Origin of the sequence: Pseudomonas sp. PDM21, assembly GCF_014852505.2 — a bacterium.
Classification (GTDB): domain Bacteria; phylum Pseudomonadota; class Gammaproteobacteria; order Pseudomonadales; family Pseudomonadaceae; genus Pseudomonas.
In genome coordinates this window covers 476478-492404 of the sequence record NZ_CM181223.1, presented here as the reverse complement: position 1 = coordinate 492404, position 15927 = coordinate 476478, and the positions used below count along the sequence as shown (strand labels likewise).

At 66.2% G+C, this 15927-nt stretch carries 13 protein-coding genes; 6 read left to right on the top strand and 7 right to left on the bottom strand.

Going from position 1 to position 15927, the window contains the following annotated elements; translation table 11 throughout:
• Window positions 1-22: 22 nt before the first annotated feature.
• The gene (locus tag IB275_RS02375; protein ID WP_081519642.1) at window positions 23-232 is read right to left on the bottom strand and encodes a cold-shock protein; all 210 of its coding nucleotides are present in this window, start codon (window positions 230-232) and stop codon (window positions 23-25) included.
• Between the two features lie 321 nt (window positions 233-553).
• On the opposite strand from IB275_RS02375, the gene dbpA reads away from it, so the two are divergent.
• Together dbpA and yccS are read left to right on the top strand one after the other, a co-directional pair.
• Window positions 554-1930 carry an ATP-dependent RNA helicase DbpA gene (gene dbpA, locus IB275_RS02370; RefSeq protein ID WP_192293718.1) on the top strand — a complete coding sequence of 459 codons (1377 nt, stop codon included), beginning with the start codon at window positions 554-556 and terminating at the stop codon, window positions 1928-1930.
• A 151-nt stretch (window positions 1931-2081) separates the two neighbouring features.
• Entirely contained in the window at window positions 2082-4277 is a 2196-nt protein-coding gene (yccS, locus tag IB275_RS02365) for a YccS family putative transporter (protein ID WP_192318854.1), read from the top strand.
• A gap of 150 nt (window positions 4278-4427) precedes the next feature.
• On the opposite strand, the gene IB275_RS02360 is transcribed toward yccS, so the two are convergent.
• The 6 genes from IB275_RS02360 to rpmE all read right to left on the bottom strand — a co-directional run bounded on the left by IB275_RS02360 (window position 4428) and on the right by rpmE (window position 10043).
• Complete coding sequence (locus tag IB275_RS02360) at window positions 4428-5162, bottom strand: substrate-binding periplasmic protein (RefSeq protein WP_192293720.1); 735 nt, start codon at window positions 5160-5162, stop codon at window positions 4428-4430.
• Window positions 5163-5224: 62 nt separating this feature from the next.
• Window positions 5225-5998: a phosphatase PAP2 family protein gene (locus IB275_RS02355; RefSeq protein ID WP_192293721.1), complete on the bottom strand. Its 774-nt coding sequence runs from the start codon at window positions 5996-5998 to the stop codon at window positions 5225-5227.
• A 180-nt stretch (window positions 5999-6178) separates the two neighbouring features.
• Window positions 6179-7447: a malic enzyme-like NAD(P)-binding protein gene (locus IB275_RS02350; RefSeq protein ID WP_045212856.1), complete on the bottom strand. Its 1269-nt coding sequence runs from the start codon at window positions 7445-7447 to the stop codon at window positions 6179-6181.
• 103 nt (window positions 7448-7550) lie between these two features.
• Window positions 7551-9002, bottom strand: a complete 1452-nt coding sequence (locus tag IB275_RS02345; protein WP_412548195.1) for a M48 family metalloprotease — start codon at window positions 9000-9002, stop codon at window positions 7551-7553.
• The gene (locus IB275_RS02340; RefSeq protein WP_225607733.1) at window positions 8999-9751 is read right to left on the bottom strand and encodes a thermonuclease family protein; all 753 of its coding nucleotides are present in this window, start codon (window positions 9749-9751) and stop codon (window positions 8999-9001) included. Before IB275_RS02340 ends, IB275_RS02345 begins: the two co-directional genes overlap by 4 nt.
• A 76-nt stretch (window positions 9752-9827) precedes the next feature.
• On the bottom strand, window positions 9828-10043 hold the full coding sequence (rpmE, locus tag IB275_RS02335) for a 50S ribosomal protein L31 (RefSeq protein WP_024766509.1): 216 nt from the start codon (window positions 10041-10043) through the stop codon (window positions 9828-9830).
• A gap of 217 nt (window positions 10044-10260) precedes the next feature.
• On the opposite strand from rpmE, the gene IB275_RS02330 reads away from it, so the two are divergent.
• The 4 genes from IB275_RS02330 to hslV all read left to right on the top strand — a co-directional run bounded on the left by IB275_RS02330 (window position 10261) and on the right by hslV (window position 15923).
• Window positions 10261-12480, top strand: coding sequence for a primosomal protein N' (locus IB275_RS02330; RefSeq protein WP_494514422.1), 2220 nt, complete (start codon window positions 10261-10263; stop codon window positions 12478-12480).
• A gap of 203 nt (window positions 12481-12683) precedes the next feature.
• Complete coding sequence (gene argS / locus IB275_RS02325) at window positions 12684-14423, top strand: arginine--tRNA ligase (RefSeq protein WP_192293727.1); 1740 nt, start codon at window positions 12684-12686, stop codon at window positions 14421-14423.
• 6 nt (window positions 14424-14429) lie between these two features.
• Window positions 14430-15242, top strand: a complete 813-nt coding sequence (locus IB275_RS02320) for an SPOR domain-containing protein (protein ID WP_192293729.1) — start codon at window positions 14430-14432, stop codon at window positions 15240-15242.
• A 144-nt stretch (window positions 15243-15386) separates the two neighbouring features.
• On the top strand, window positions 15387-15923 hold the full coding sequence (gene hslV / locus IB275_RS02315) for an ATP-dependent protease subunit HslV (RefSeq protein WP_017520170.1): 537 nt from the start codon (window positions 15387-15389) through the stop codon (window positions 15921-15923).
• Window positions 15924-15927 lie beyond the last annotated feature (4 nt).

Below are 15927 nucleotides of genomic sequence, written 5' to 3'. Positions count from 1 at the left end.
CTTGGCTGACGCCAGGAAGCGTTTAGGCTACCTGTACGCGCTCGGCCTGCATGCCTTTCTGGCCCTGCACGACTTCGAAGGTGACTTTCTGGCCTTCGGCCAGGGTCTTGAAGCCGTTACCTTCGATAGCGCGGAAGTGTACGAACACGTCCGGGCCGCTTTCCGGGGTAATGAAGCCGTAGCCTTTGGTCTCGTTGAACCACTTGACGGTGCCGTTCTGACGATTCGACATGGTGTTCTCCTTGGAACGTATTTTTAAAATTAGCCACGAATGGCCAGGAACTGAGTTGCAAGGAGTTACAAGGAGTCGAGCAGGACGGGGTGGAATAACCGACCGCATCAGGTCACGATCGACGGCGACCCATGCAAACACAGTGCAGAAACTCTACGACAAAAATCTGCGGAAAGCGAATCTCTTGAAAAAACCGCGGATCAGCACCTGGAGAAAATCGGACGAGTGGCCTCAAACCCTTGCCATATCAGCTTCTCAGCCCTCCTGAGGGTGCTCTCCTGCTACACTGCGCGGCCATATGGATTCACCCGGGCTCCCTTCGTGACCACCTCTGCATTTTCCAGCCTCGCGCTGTCGGCCGACCTGCTGGCCAACCTCGACTCTCTCGGCTATCGCGAGATGACGCCGATCCAGGCCGCCGCCCTGCCGGCGATCCTCAAGGGCCGTGACCTGATCGCCCAGGCCAAGACCGGCAGCGGCAAGACCGCCGCCTTCGGCATCGCTCTGCTCAGCCCGCTGAATCCGCGCTACTTCGGTTGCCAGGCACTGGTGCTGTGCCCGACCCGCGAGCTGGCCGACCAGGTGGCCAAGGAAATCCGCCGTCTGGCCCGCGCCGCCGACAACATCAAGGTACTGACCCTGTGCGGCGGCACGCCTTTCGGCCCGCAGATCGGCTCGCTGGAGCACGGCGCCCACGTGGTGGTCGGCACGCCCGGCCGCATCCAGGAACACCTGCGCCGCGGCACCCTGAAGCTCGATGGCCTGAACACCCTGGTACTCGACGAAGCCGACCGCATGCTCGATATGGGCTTCTACGACAGCATCGCCGACATCATCGGCCAGGCGCCGGCGCGCCGGCAGACGCTGCTGTTCTCCGCCACCTATCCCGACGGCATCGGCCAACTGGCGGCGAAATTCCTGAAGAACCCCGAGCGCGTGGAAGTGGAAGCGCTGCACGATGACAGCCAGATCGAGCAGCACTTCTACGAGATCGATCCCAAGCAGCGCCTCGATGCCGTCGTCCGCCTGCTTCAGCATTTCCGCCCGCAGTCCTGCGTCGCGTTCTGCCATACCCGCCAGCAGTGCATGGAAGTCGTCGAGCAGCTCAACGCCCGGAAGATTTCCGCACTGGCCCTGCACGGCGACCTGGAGCAGCGCGAGCGCGACCAGGTGCTGACCATGTTTGCCAACCGCAGCTGCAGCGTGCTGGTGGCCACCGACGTGGCCGCGCGCGGGCTGGACATCGCCGCACTGGAAGCAGTGATCAACGTCGAACTGTCGCGCGATGCGCAGATCCACATTCATCGGATCGGTCGCAGTGGTCGTGCCGGCGAAAAGGGCCTGGCGCTATCGCTGGTTACCCCCGCCGAAGCCAATCGCGCACAGGCCATCGAAGACCTGCAGGGCGCGCCGCTGAACTGGGAGCGCATCGACTTCCTCAAGGCCAGCGACACGCCGCTGCTGCCGCCGATGACCACCCTGGCCATCGCCGGCGGGCGAAAGGACAAGCTGCGTCCCGGCGACATCCTCGGCGCGCTGACCGGCGACGCCGGGCTCAAGGGCACCCAGGTCGGCAAGATCGCCATCTTCGACTTCCAGGCCTTCGTTGCCGTGGAACGCGAGATCGCCAAGCAAGCGCTGAAGCACTTCAACGAAGGCAAGATCAAGGGCCGCTCGTTCAAGGCACGCATCCTCTGACGTCATTCCCCCTGTAGGCGCGCGCCATGCCCGCGATCAAGCGCATGGCTTGCTCCTACAGGTACGACATCCAACCTGTCGCGCTCGCGATAGCCGCGCCCGGAGCGATCCGCTAGTCTGAGCGGCAGACATCCGGAAGTCCCGCACGCGCATGCTCTCCTCCCCACTGCTCCAGTCTCTGCGGCGCCTCTGGGCGCTGGACAAGTTCGCCTACAGCCTGCGGGTGTTCGTCGCCCTCAGCGGGGTCATGCTCGCGTGCTGGCTGCAGGGTCGGCCGGAGCTGGTGATCCCGCTGTTCCTCGGGGTCATCGCCAGCGCCCTGGCGGAAACCGACGACCACTGGCTGGGCCGCCTGCAGGCGTTGCTGGTGACCCTCGCGTGCTTCACCATCGCCTCGCTGGCGGTGGAACTGCTGTTCCCCTACCCGCAGCTGTTCGTCGCCGGGCTCGCACTCTCGACCTTCGCCATGACCCTGCTCGGCGCCCTCGGCGAGCGCTATGCGGCAATCGCCTCGGCGACCCTGATCCTGTCGATCTACACCATGATCGGCGTCGACCAGCGCGGTGGTACGCCCACCGACTTCTGGCACGAACCCCTGCTGCTGGTGGCCGGCGCGCTCTGGTACGGCTTGCTCTCGGTGCTGTGGAACGCACTGTTCGCCAACCAGCCGGTGCAGCAGAGCCTGGCCAAACTGTTCCTCGAACTGGGCGAGTACCTGAAGATCAAGTCGACCCTGCTGGAGCCGCTGCGCCAGCTCGACGTCGAAGCCCAGCGCCTGGCGCTGGCACGGCAGAACGGGCGGGTCGTGGTGGCGCTCAACCAGGCCAAGGAAACCATCCTCGCGCGCCTGTCCCACGGCAGGCCGAGCCCGAAGATCAGCCGTTACCTGAAGCTCTACTTCATCGCCCAGGACGTCCACGAGCGCGCCAGTTCCTCGCACTACCCGTACAACCAGCTGGCCGAAGCCTTCTTCCACAGCGACGTGCTGTTCCGCTGCCAGCGCCTGCTCAACCAGCAGGGCAAGGCGTGCAAGGCACTGGCGAAGGCGATCCAGCTGCGCCATCCGTTCGACTACAACGACAGCGAACTGGCCCTGGCCGACCTCAACGCCTCGCTGGAGTACCTGCGCCAGCAGGGCAACCCGGCCTGGCGCGGACTGCTGCGCTCGCTCGGCGCACTGGCGGCCAACCTCACCACCCTGGACCGCAAGCTCAGCGGCGCGAGCAACCCCGACATGCTCGACGACGAGCAGGACAGCACACTGCTGGACCGCTCCCCCCGCTCATTCAAGGACGCGCTGGAGCGCATCCGCCTGCAGGTCTCGCCGACCTCACTGCTGTTCCGCCACGCCCTGCGCCTGTCGCTGGCCCTGGCCGCCGGCTACGGCATGCTGCACCTGATCCACCCGACCCAGGGCTACTGGATCATGCTCACCACGGTGTTCGTCTGCCAGCCGAACTACGGCGCCACGCGCATCCGCATGGTGCAGCGGATCCTCGGCACGCTGGTCGGCCTGGTGGCCGGCTGGGCACTGATCGACCTGTTCCCCAACCCGCTGATCCAGTCCCTGCTGGCAGTGGTCGCCGGGGTCGCCTTCTTCGCCACGCGGAGCACGCGCTACACGCTGGCGACGGCGGCGATCACCCTGCTGGTGCTGTTCTGCTTCAACCAGGTGGGCGACGGCTACGGGCTGATCCTGCCGCGTCTGTTCGATACCCTGCTCGGCGCGCTGATCGCCGGCATTGCGGTGTTCCTGGTGCTGCCCGACTGGCACGGGCGCAGCCTGCACCGCCTGGTCGGCGGCACCCTGGCGTGCAACAGCCGCTACCTGCGGGAAATCATGCAGCAGTACGCCAACGGCAAGCGCGACGACCTCGCCTACCGCACCGCACGGCGCAACGCGCACAACGCCGACGCGACGCTCTCCACCACGCTGTCGAACATGCTGCTGGAACCCGGCCACTTCCGTAAGGACGCGGAGATCGGCTTCCGCTTCCTGGTGCTGTCGCACACCTTGCTCAGCTACCTCTCCGCCCTCGGCGCGCACCGCAACCAGCTGCCGCCGGATGTTAACGACGACCTCATCGCCGAGGCCGCCGAACGCCTGACCAGCAGCCTCGACGACATCGCTGCGCGGCTCAACGAGCGACGCGCGGTGGCTATCTACAGCGACGAGGAAGACGCGCTGGCCAAGCGCCTGGAAGAGCTGCCCGAGGAACAGGACGACGCCCACCGGCTGGTGCAGACCCAGCTGGCACTCATTTGCCGACAGCTCACGCCGCTGCGCACCCTGGCGGCGCACCTGCTGAAGAAGGACCTCGGCGCGGAACAGATCGAGGCCGCCTGACGTCGAAACTTCCAGCTGCGTAGGAGCGGACTCCGTCCACGAAACCCTTGTAGGGCGCATAACCCGGAACGGGTTATCCGCCAATGGCACCGCGGCGGATAACGCTGGCGCGTTATGCACCCTACGGTCTGCAAGGGAACACAGCGACGGCTAAAGCCCGTGTTCGTGCATCAGCTCGTCGTAGCTGCCGTCCTCGTGCATCTCGCGGATCGCCTTGTTGAACGCCGCTATGATCGCCGCGTGGTCGGGCACATGCCGGCCAACCAGAATGTGCAGGCCATTCTCGGTCAGCGGCACCGGCAGGAATTCCAGCTGCCCCTTGAGTTCGGCAAGGTCGCCATTGAAGTGCACCCGCGCGGTGATCTCGTCTTCCAGCGTCAGGTCCACCCGCCCTGCCTGCAGCATCAGCGCCGCGTTGACGAAGCTGAACACCGGTACCCGCTGCAGTTTCGGATCGTTGTTGAACGCCTCGGAATAGGCATACCCGCGCACCATGGCGATGCGGTACGGGTAGAGATCGGCGAGCCTGGCGAAGGTGATGGGCGAGCCCTGGCGTTTGATCAGGCGTACGCGGTTGACCAGGTAGGGCTCGGAGTACACGGCGAAGGCTTCCCGCTCCGGCGAATACCAGGCATCCGCCACCAGGTCGTACTCGCCATTCGCCACGCCATGCAGCACGCGCGGCCAGGGCACTTCGATGTACTCGCTGGCGTACCCGGCGCGCTTGAGGGCAGCCTGCACCAGGTGCACCGCCACGCCGTTGCCGGGCAGTTGGCGATCGGCATAGGGCGGCCAGCGGTCCGCAGCGATGCGCAGCACCTCCCCGGCCCGCGCCGCGCTGGTAACGCACAGGAACAAGAGGATCAGCAGCAGGCGCAACGGCATCGGGTTTGTCGTCCAGAGAGAAGCTTTCAAGACTAGACGCTGCCCACGGCGTCGCGCCAACCTCAGAACAGCATCGCCGCGCGCAGGCTCATCCCGCCGCCGGTTTCCGGCACCACGGTCAGGTTGTAGCGCTCGCTTTCCGGGCCTTCGAGGAACAGGTTGTAGGTGAAGTTGGCGAAGAAGTTGCCCACCGCCATCCCCACCAGCACATCGGTGGGATAGTGCTTGTCGCCTTCCACGCGCGACAGCGCGGTCAGCCCGTCGAGGGTGTAGAGGCCGGCCTTGGCGGTGTAGCGCCAGGTCGGGTCCATGTCGATGTAGTCCAGATTGCGGCGGGTGAAACTGGTGTGCACGGCGGTAACGGCAGTGTGCTTGGACGGGAAGGAGTCGTCGGGAATCCCGTCCGGCCGCTCACGCCCGGACCATTCCTTGGCTTCCTCGACGAAGCCGGTCACGGCGTAGCGGTCCGCCGCCAGCAGCGTCAGGTTGCGCCCGCGCCAACTCCACTTCTCCTCGCTGCTCACGTCCTTGGGTGAAGCCACCAGGGCAGTGACGACGCTCAGGCCGGTGGCGAGGTTGAGCATGCGGTCGGCCGCCTGGTTGGCGTCGCCGCCGAAGAACCAGTCGTGGTTGCTCGCCGACTTCTGCCACTGGTGGTCCCAGCCACCGGCAGCGATCACTGCCGCGCCAGCCACCGGGGCCCAGACGTCGGCACTGGTGACCGCGCGCTGCGCCGAATCCCCTACCCTCTCCCAGCTCATTTGCGGTGCCCCTGCGCAACCGATGAGCGCGGCGCTGGCCGCCAGAGTGGCGACTGCCAGCAAAGTCCGATTCATGATGCTCCCCCATGCGCCCGGCCCGCTCCAGGGCAGCGGACGCGTCAATGCATGAGCGGGGAAGGATAGTCCGGTGCGCTCTGAAGGCCTCTGCCTTCAGTCACTAATCGGTAACTCTTCGTTTCCTTCAGCGGAAAAAGAAAAACCCCGCCGAGGCGGGGTTCTTCAAATCAGACGGAATCAGCCTTTGAAGACGTCTTCCACCGACTGCAGCGGGTAGTGCTTCGGATACGGCAGGGTCGCCACGCCGGTCTCGATGGCAGCCTTGGCCACCGCGTCGGAAACGACGGTGATCAGGCGCTTGTCCATCGGCTTCGGAATGATGTACTCGCGGCCGAACTCGATGGCGCTCACGCCGTAGGCGTCGCACACGTCCTTGGGTACCGGCAGCTTGGCCAGGTCACGCAGGGCCAGGGCGGCGGCGATCTTCATTTCTTCGTTGATGCGGGTGGCGCGTACGTCCAGGGCACCGCGGAAGATGAAGGGGAAGCCCAGTACGTTGTTGACCTGGTTCGGGTAGTCCGAACGGCCGGTGGCCATGATCACGTCGTCGCGGGTGGCGTGCGCCAGTTCCGGCTTGATTTCCGGGTCCGGGTTGGAGCAGGCGAAGACGATCGGGTTCGGCGCCATGCGCTTGAGGTCGTCCGGGCTCAGCAGGTTGGCGCCGGACAGGCCGACGAATACGTCGGCGCCTTCCAGGGCGTCAGCCAGGGTGCGCTTGTCGGTCTCGGTGGCGAACACGGCCTTGTACTGGTTCAGGTCGTTGCGGCCGGCGTGGATCACGCCCTGGCGGTCGATCATGTAGATGTTCTCGACCTTGCCGCCCATGCTCACCAGCAGCTTCATGCAGGAGATGGCGGCGGCGCCGGCGCCCAGGCAGACGATCTTCGCGGTCTCCAGCTTCTTGCCGGCGATTTCCAGCGCGTTGAGCATGCCGGCGGCGGTCACGATGGCGGTGCCGTGCTGGTCATCGTGGAATACCGGGATGTCGCACTGCTCGATCAGCGCGCGCTCGATCTCGAAGCACTCGGGTGCCTTGATGTCTTCCAGGTTGATGCCGCCGAAGGTGATGGAGATGCGCTTGACGGTATCGATGAAGGCCTGCGGGCTCTCGGCGTCGACTTCGATGTCGAACACGTCGACACCGGCGAAGCGCTTGAACAGCACGCCCTTGCCTTCCATGACCGGTTTGGAGGCCAGCGGGCCGAGGTTGCCCAGGCCGAGAATGGCGGTGCCGTCGGAAATGACCGCGACCAGGTTGCCCTTGCCGGTGTACTTGAAGGCCAGTTCCGGATCACGCGCGATTTCGCGCACCGGCTCGGCGACGCCCGGGCTGTAGGCCAGCGACAGGTCGCGGGCGGTGGCGGTCGGCTTGGTCAGCTCGACGCTCAGTTTACCGGGGCGGGGTTGGGCGTGATATTCGAGGGCAGCGGTCTTGAGATCAGACATTTGGGCACTTCCGCTTTTGTTGCTTGTTGGACAGACGGGGGTCCGAGCATACGCACAAACCCCGCACCTGCCAAGGTAGCCCAAGCCCCTGCTGTCAAGACCTCTAGCGTACGACTTTCAGCCAGTCGCCAGCTTTTGGCTGACCAGTTGGATACAAGTCATTCAATAAACGTATACGATTTATCGAGTCAGATTCCGGACCGGATTCAGCCTTCGCGAACTGCTCTACAGTCTGCCCGGATTTGACCTGAATGACGGCGATCCGGCGCGGTTGTGCGAGTTTCTGCTCGTCGGCGCGCATCGGCCGGAAGCTGCGGATGACCTGCATGAAGTGGTCGTCTTCGCTTTCCAGTGAAGCGCGACCTTTGACCACACCAATGAACAGGTAGGCGCGGTCCTTCTGGTAGATCACCGCGGCGCGGCGGGCGGGCGAGCCGGGCACCACGCCGGTGGCGACGTCGAGACCGGCCTGCAGGAAACTTTCTTCGTTCGATAACCGCCCGCCAGCGCCCTTGCGCAGGTATTCCGCCGGGGTCAGCTGGCCTTCGCGGGGCACCAGCTTCATGCCGATGTAGGCCTGCTGGTCGGCGGTGTAGCCCACCAGCGCGGTCGGCTGGTTGAGGATGCCCCAGCCCGACGGGTAGGTCAGGGTGAAGTCCAGCTCCGAGTGGTAGAAGCTCTGCCCACGGCGCACGCCACTGGAAGCGGAGTCGCCGAAGGGCATGCCGTCGATGGCCTTCAGGTAGCGTTCGGCGCCGATCTCGTGCTGGCTGTTGGCGGCCAGGGTCTGGGCGGGGCCGATGACCTGCTTGAGGCGCTGGTCGTTGTCCGGGTGGGTGTCGAACAACCCGTGGTAGCCGACCGGCTGGGCGGCCTGGCCCTTGCGCGCGGCCTCGTCGCGGGCAAAGTCTTCCTGGTTCTTCAGCACCCGCACCACCTGGATCATGGCGGTCGGGTCATAGCCCGCACGGGCCAGGTACTTGGCACCCAGGCCGTCGGCCTCCAACTCCATGTCGCGGCCATAACCGCGCACGAAGGCGGTGCCGAGCACGTTGGTGAGGTCGGCGGCGGCGCCGACACCGGTGCCGATGGCCACTGCCTGGCCGAGGATGTTCCAGGCGCTGGACTGGCTCTGCTGGCGCACGCTGTGGCGGGCCGTGACGTGGCCGACCTCGTGGCCGAGTACGGCAGCCAGCTCCGCTTCCGAGCCCAGGTACGCCATCAGCCCGCGGTGTATATAGATGTAGCCGCCGGGCAGGGCGAAGGCGTTGATGTCGGGCGTGTCGATGACCGTGAAGTGATATTGCAGATTGGGCCGGTCGCTGGCGCGGGCAACCCGCTCGCCGACCTGCTGGACGTAGGCCTGCAGCTTGCCGTCTTCATAGCGCGGATACTGCTGGGCGATCTGCTGGCTGTACTTCTGCCCCATCTCCAGCTCGCTCTGCTCGCTCATCATCACGAAGTCAGACTTGCCGGTGGCCGGGTTGGTGGCGCAGCCGCCGAGAACGCTCAGCAGCGCCAGCAGGGTCAGAATTCCGAACGAGCGCAAGCTCATGGCAATACCTCCATCATCGCCGGGTCGGTCACAGGCAGCATCCATCGCGCCTGTCCGGGTTTCACGCCACCACGTTCGGCGCGGTCGATGACCCAGCCGCGCGCCTCTACCTGTCGACCCTTGAGATCGCGCAGGGTTGCATCGTCGAAACGCTTCACGAGTCTCGCCTCGATCCGCAGCACCAGCGGGCCGTCGAGATCGATCCACAGCCCGCCGCGATTGCGTTGTACCTGCTCGACCCGTCCGCGAACCACTGCGAATCCGCTTTCGTGAAGTTGTTCCGCCGTCTGTACCGGAGAGCGCTTCCACAGACCGAGCCCGGCGCTGCGGGCTTGCCGCTCGGCAGCCTGCTGGCAGGCGGTGAGGTCGGTGTTGGGGGCGATAGCTACAAGGTAGCCCAGGCCTTCGGCGAGCAGACGGGATTCGAGGTTGTTGCCATGGGCGTCATAGGCGTGGGCCAGGGTGCGACCGTACTTGTCCTTGCCCTGCTGGCCGGCAACCAGGCCAACCTCGCCGTCATTGGCCGCCACCAGTTCCTGCAGACGACGCTGGGCGGCGACCGCGAAGGCTTCCTCGGAGCGGCCGTGATGGGCCAGTTCCGGGGCGTTGACGCCGATCAGGCGGACGCTGCGGCCGTCGGCGAGCTTGAGCGTGTCGCCGTCCACCACTCGCGCCACGCGCACCGTTTCGGCCGACGAAGGTTGCGGGCAGGCAGCGGCGCTGGCGTCCAGGGAAAAAAGGACAGTCATAAAAAAGGCGCCCACAAGGGACGCCTTTTTCGAATTACCGTGAAAAACCATCGTCGGCCTTTCCCGGAAATCGATCTTACTTCTTGCCGCCGAACATGGCGAAGCGCTGGTTGAAGCGGTCGATACGGCCGCCGGTGTCCAGAACTTTCTGCTTACCGGTGTAGAAGGGGTGGCACTCGGAGCAGACGTCCAGGTGAATGCCCTTGCACAGGGTGGAACGGGTCTTGATCACGTTGCCACAGCTGCAGGTAGCTTCGATGTCTTCGTACGCGGGATGGATTTCCGGTTTCATGGTCTCTTCCTCTCGGTGGTGTGCCGCCACCCAGTCTCTGGCAGAAGCCGAGCCACGGTCATCGAGGACCGCGGGCGGGATCTTTTACCGGGCACCGCACGGAAATTAAGGGCGTGGATCATACCAGAGAACGCCTTCAACGCAAGATCAGGCATGACCGACCGTCGCATCGCCCATGCTACCATCCGACGCTCCCCGCCGCCCCGGAATCCGTCGCGTGCCGTCACCGTCCATCCTGCGTCTCGCCCTGCCCTCGCCGCTGCGCCGCCTGTTCGATTACCTGCCTCCGCGCGGGGTCGACGTGGCACGCCTGCAGCCCGGCGTGCGCCTGCGCGTCCCCTTCGGCCGCCGCGAGATGGTCGGCGTGCTGGTGGACAAGGTGGAAAACTCCGAGGTCCCGGCAGACAAGCTGCGCCCGGCCCTGGCCGTACTCGACCGCGAGCCGCCGATGCCAGCGCACCTGCTGGAGCTGTGCCGCTGGACGGCGCAGTACTACCAGCACAGCCTGGGCGACACCTTCTCCTGGGCACTGCCCAACCTGCTGCGCCAGGGCGACCCGGCCGAGGCGCGCCAGCAGCGCTTCTGGCATGCCGAACCCGGCGCCCGCGAGGAAGACCCGCGTCTGGCCCGCGCGCCGCGCCAACGCGAGACGCTGAAGATCCTCAAGCAGCATCCCCATGGCGTCGCCCACGACCTGCTCAGCCAGTTGCAGATCAACAAGGACAGCCTCGACCTGCTGCAGGAAAAGGGGCTGGTCACGCTGGAGGTGCGCGTCCACAGCGTGGCGCCACACCACGGCCCGTGGCTGGCGCAGGCGGAACTGCCGCTGAATGCCGAGCAACGCGCCGCCTTCGAGGCCGTGCGCGCCGGGTTTGGCAGTTTCCACAGCTTCCTGCTCGCCGGCGTCACCGGCAGCGGCAAGACCGAGGTCTATCTGCAACTGATCCGCGAGACCCTGGAAGCCGGCAAGCAGGCGCTGGTGCTGATCCCCGAGATCAACCTCGGCCCGCAGACCCTGAGCCGCTTCGAGCGCCGCTTCAACGCGCGCATCGCCCTGCTGCACTCCGCGCTGACCGACCGCGAGCGCCTCGACGCCTGGCTGGCCGCCCGCGACGGCGAGGCGGACATCATCATCGGCACCCGCTCGGCGCTGTTCACCCCCATGAAGAATCCGGGGCTGATCATCATCGACGAGGAACACGACGCTTCCTATAAACAGCAGGAAGGCTTGCGCTACCACGCCCGCGACCTGGCCATGGTGCGCGCGCGACTGGAGAACGTGCCGATCCTGCTCGGCTCCGCCACCCCCGCGCTGGAGAGCCTGCACAACGCCCAGAGCGGCCGCTACGGCTTGCTGCGCCTGACCCAGCGCGCCGGCGGCGCGCACCAGCCGAAGTTCCACCGCCTGGACGTGAAAAGCCTGCCGCTGGATTCGGGCATCTCCATGCCGCTGCAGCGTTCGATCAAGGAGACCCTGGCCGCCGGCCAGCAGGTGCTCGTCTACCTGAACCGCCGCGGTTTCGCCCCGACCCTGCTGTGCCACGACTGCGGCTGGATCAGCCAGTGCCCGCGCTGCGACGCGCGAATGACCGTGCACCAGGGCAGCGGCGAGCTGCGCTGCCACCACTGCGACCACCGCGAGCGGCCGCCGCGCAACTGCCCGAAATGCGGCACGGTTGACCTGCGCCCGGTCGGCGCCGGCACCGAGCGCGCCGAGGAGCGCCTGCGCATCCTTTTCCCGGATTACCCGGTGCTGCGTATCGACCGCGACAGCACCTCGCGCAAGAACGCTATGCGCGACCTGTTCGCCACTATCAATAAGGGCGAGCCGTGCATCCTGGTGGGCACGCAGATGCTCGCCAAGGGGCACCATTTCCCGCGCGTCACCCTGGTGGCGATCCTCGATGCCGACGGCGGGCTGTTCTCCGCCGACTTCCGCGCCAGCGAACGCATGGCCCAGCAGATCGTCCAGGTTGCCGGCCGCGCCGGGCGCGCAGAGGAACCAGGCCGTGTGCTGATCCAGACCCACCTGGCCGACCACCCATTGCTGGTGCAGCTCACCGAGCAAGGCTACTTCGCCTTCGCCGACCAGGCCCTCACCGAGCGCCGCTCCGCCGGCCTGCCGCCCTTCTCGCACCTCGCCCTGCTGCGTGCCGAGGCGCACAAGCCGGGGCAGGCCGAAGGCTTCCTCGACGAAGCCTGTGCCGAGGCCGAACGCCTTCAGGCGACCCTTGGCCACGACGTCGACCTCCTCGGCCCGGTACCGGCGCCCATGGAGCGCCGCGCCGGCCGCTACCGCGCGCAACTGCTGCTGATGAGTACCGCCCGCGCACCACTGCATCGCCTGCTCACGCCCTGGCTGCAGACACTCGAAGGCATGCCCAGCGGACGCCAGGTGCGCTGGTCGCTGGACGTGGACCCGATTGACCTGTTCTGACAGATGCGCCGCACGGATAAAACCCGCCAGGCTTGCGCATCCGTCCTACATTGACTTCCATCAGCCGCGACGGATGGCACAGCGGCGAGACTGAACAAGGAGCGCTCCGCGGTTGGCAAGCCATGCCCGGCCACGGATAATGCGCGGTTCTGAGCCCGATAACCGGTCGCGCGCGCCGGATGCACGCGAGCACGGAGAAAACCATGAAAGACACGATTCGCCACCTGATCCAGCAAGCCCTTGTCAGCCTCACCGAAGACGGCACCCTGCCGGCCGGCCTGACGCCCGACATCCAGGTGGAGAACACCAAGGACCGAACCCACGGTGACTTCGCCAGCAACATCGCCATGATGCTGGCCAAGCCGGCCGGCATGAAGCCGCGCGACCTCGCGACCCAGCTGGTCGCCGCGCTGCCGCAGAGCCCGGAAGTGGCCAAGGTCGAGATCGCCGGCCCCGGCTTCCTGAACTTCTTCCAGGACCAGGCCTGGCTTGCCGCCAGCCTCGACAAGGCCCTGGCCGACGGCCACATCGGCGTACGCAAGGCCGGTGCGGCCCAGCGCGTGGTGGTGGACCTGTCCTCGCCGAACCTGGCGAAGGAGATGCACGTCGGCCACCTGCGCTCGACCATCATCGGCGACGCCGTCAGCCGCGTGCTGGAGTTCCTCGGCGACACCGTGATCCGCCAGAACCACGTGGGCGACTGGGGCACCCAATTCGGCATGCTGCTGGCCTACCTGGAAGAACAACCGGTGGATGCCCAGGCCGAACTGCACGACCTGGAAGTCTTCTACCGCGCCGCCAAGAAGCGCTTCGACGAGTCCGCCGAGTTCGCCGACCGCGCCCGCGAGCTGGTGGTGAAGCTGCAGGCCAACGATCCCAAGTGCATCGCCCTGTGGACCCGTTTCAACGACATTTCCCTGTCGCACTGCCAGAAGGTCTACGACCTGCTGGGCGTGAAGCTGACCATGGCCGACGTGAAGGGCGAGAGCGCCTACAACGACGACCTCGCGCAGGTGGTGGCCGACCTGACCGCCAAGGGCCTGCTGGTCGAGAGCGACGGCGCCCTGTGCGTGTTCCTCGACGAATTCAAGAACGCCGAAGGCGAGCCGCTGCCGGTGATCGTGCAGAAGGCCGGCGGTGGCTACCTCTACGCCACTACCGACCTCGCCGCCATGCGCTACCGCCACAAGGTGCTGCACGCCGACCGCGTGCTGTACTTCGTCGACCAGCGTCAGGCCCTGCACTTCCAGCAGGTGTTCGAAGTCGCCCGCCGCGCCGGTTTCGTCCCGGCCAGCATGGACCTGGAGCACATGGGCTTCGGTACCATGAACGGCGCCGACGGCAAGCCGTTCAAGACCCGCGACGGCGGCACCGTGAAGCTGATCGACCTGCTGATCGAAGCCGAAGAGCGCGCCTACACCCTGGTGAAGGGCAAGAACCCCGACTTCAGCGAGCAGGACCTGCGCCAGATCGCCCACGCCGTCGGTATCGGCGCGGTGAAGTACGCCGACCTGTCCAAGCACCGTACCAGCGACTACAGCTTCAACTTCGACCTGATGCTGAGCTTCGAGGGCAACACCGCGCCGTACCTGTTGTATGCGTACACCCGCGTGGCGAGCATCTTCCGCAAGCTGGGCAAGACCTATGACGAAGTGGGCGGCAGCATCCACCTGCAGCAGCCCCAGGAAATCGCCCTGGCCGCGCAGCTGGCGCAGTTCACCGACCTGCTCAACAACGTCGCCGTAAAGGGTGTCCCGCACATCCTCTGCGCCTACCTGTACGAGCTGGCCGGCCTGTTCTCCAGCTTCTACGAGCACTGCCCGATCCTCACCGCCGAAGACCCGGCACAACAGGAAAGCCGCCTGCGCCTTGCCGCGCTGACCGGCCGTACCCTCAAGCAGGGCCTGGAGCTGCTGGGTCTGGAAACCCTGGAGCGCATGTAAGCACCCATGGCGAAGAAGAAACCCGCTCCCAAGCGCGGCGCCAGCCGCTACCAGGCCCCAGCCAAGAAGACGTCGGTCCCCGGCTGGGTCTGGCTGGTCGCAGGCCTCGCCATCGGCGGCTTCATCATGTTCCTGATGAAGCTGGAGCCGGGTCGCAACGACGTCAAACGCGAGAAAGCGGAGGCGCCCAAGGCCGTGGTCGGCTCCAACAAGCCTTCCGGCACCGTGCAGCCACAGCAACCGGCCGCACCGACCGGGGTGAAGCCCAAGTACGACTTCTACACCCTGCTGCCGGGCTCGGAAGTCGCCGTGCCGCCGGAAGCCGTGCCGCCGCCGGCCAAGCCGCAGCAGCCGGCGACCGTGGTCGCGACCAAGGAAGAAGCCGAGAAGATCGACACCCAGCGCGCCCTGGCGGCACTGAGTGGACAGAATCCGCCGCCGCCCGCGGTGGTCAAGCCGGCAACGCCCACCACGCCGCCCGCGACCCAGGTCGCCAGCGCGCAGAAGCAGGCGCTGCCGCAGGCCCCGGCCAGCGACACCGCTCCAGCCAAGCCGACGCCGCCACCGGCGGTGGCCGCGACCCAGTACTACCTGCAGGCCGGCTCCTTCCGCAAACAGACCGACGCCGATCACCTGCGCGCGCAGATCATCATGATGGGCCAGAACGCCCGCGTGGAGTCCGGCACCGTCCGCGACGAAACCTGGTACCGCGTCATGGTCGGCCCCTACGGCGACCGCGCCAAGGCCTCCGCAGCGCAGAAACAACTCGCCGGCAACGGTTTCAGCAACCTGCTGTTACAGCAGCGCCAGACCCGCTGAACCCCGGCCACGCCAAGGCTTGCGCCGACGGGCGGCGCGCGAAATGCGCGCTACTCGTCCGGCGCAGGACTTGAACCCCGCCTTCCTAGTCCCCATCTGACTCTGCATTCGGGCACATCGCCCCGCTAGTGTGGAGTAAGACCCTTGACCACCATCGTATCTGTCCGCCGCAATGGCAAAGTCGTCATGGGCGGCGACGGCCAGGTTTCCCTGGGCAACACCGTGATGAAAGGCAACGCGAAGAAAGTCCGTCGCCTGTACCACGGTGAAGTACTGGCCGGCTTCGCTGGCGCCACCGCCGATGCGTTCACCCTCTTCGAACGCTTCGAGCAGCAGCTGGAAAAACACCAGGGCCACCTGGTGCGCGCCGCTGTCGAGCTGGCCAAGGACTGGCGTACCGACCGCTCCCTGAGTCGTCTGGAAGCCATGCTGGCGGTAGCCAACAAGGACGCCTCGCTGATCATCACCGGCAACGGTGACGTGGTCGAACCCGAGCACGGCCTGATTGCAATGGGCTCGGGCGGCGGCTTCGCCCAGGCGGCGGCCCTGGCCTTGCTGCAGAAAGGCAGCGACGACATGAGCGCCCGCGAGATCGCCGAGACCGCACTGAACATCGCCGGCTCCATCTGCGTGTTCACCAACCAGAACCTGACCCTTGAGGAGCTCGACAGCGCCGTCTAAGCGC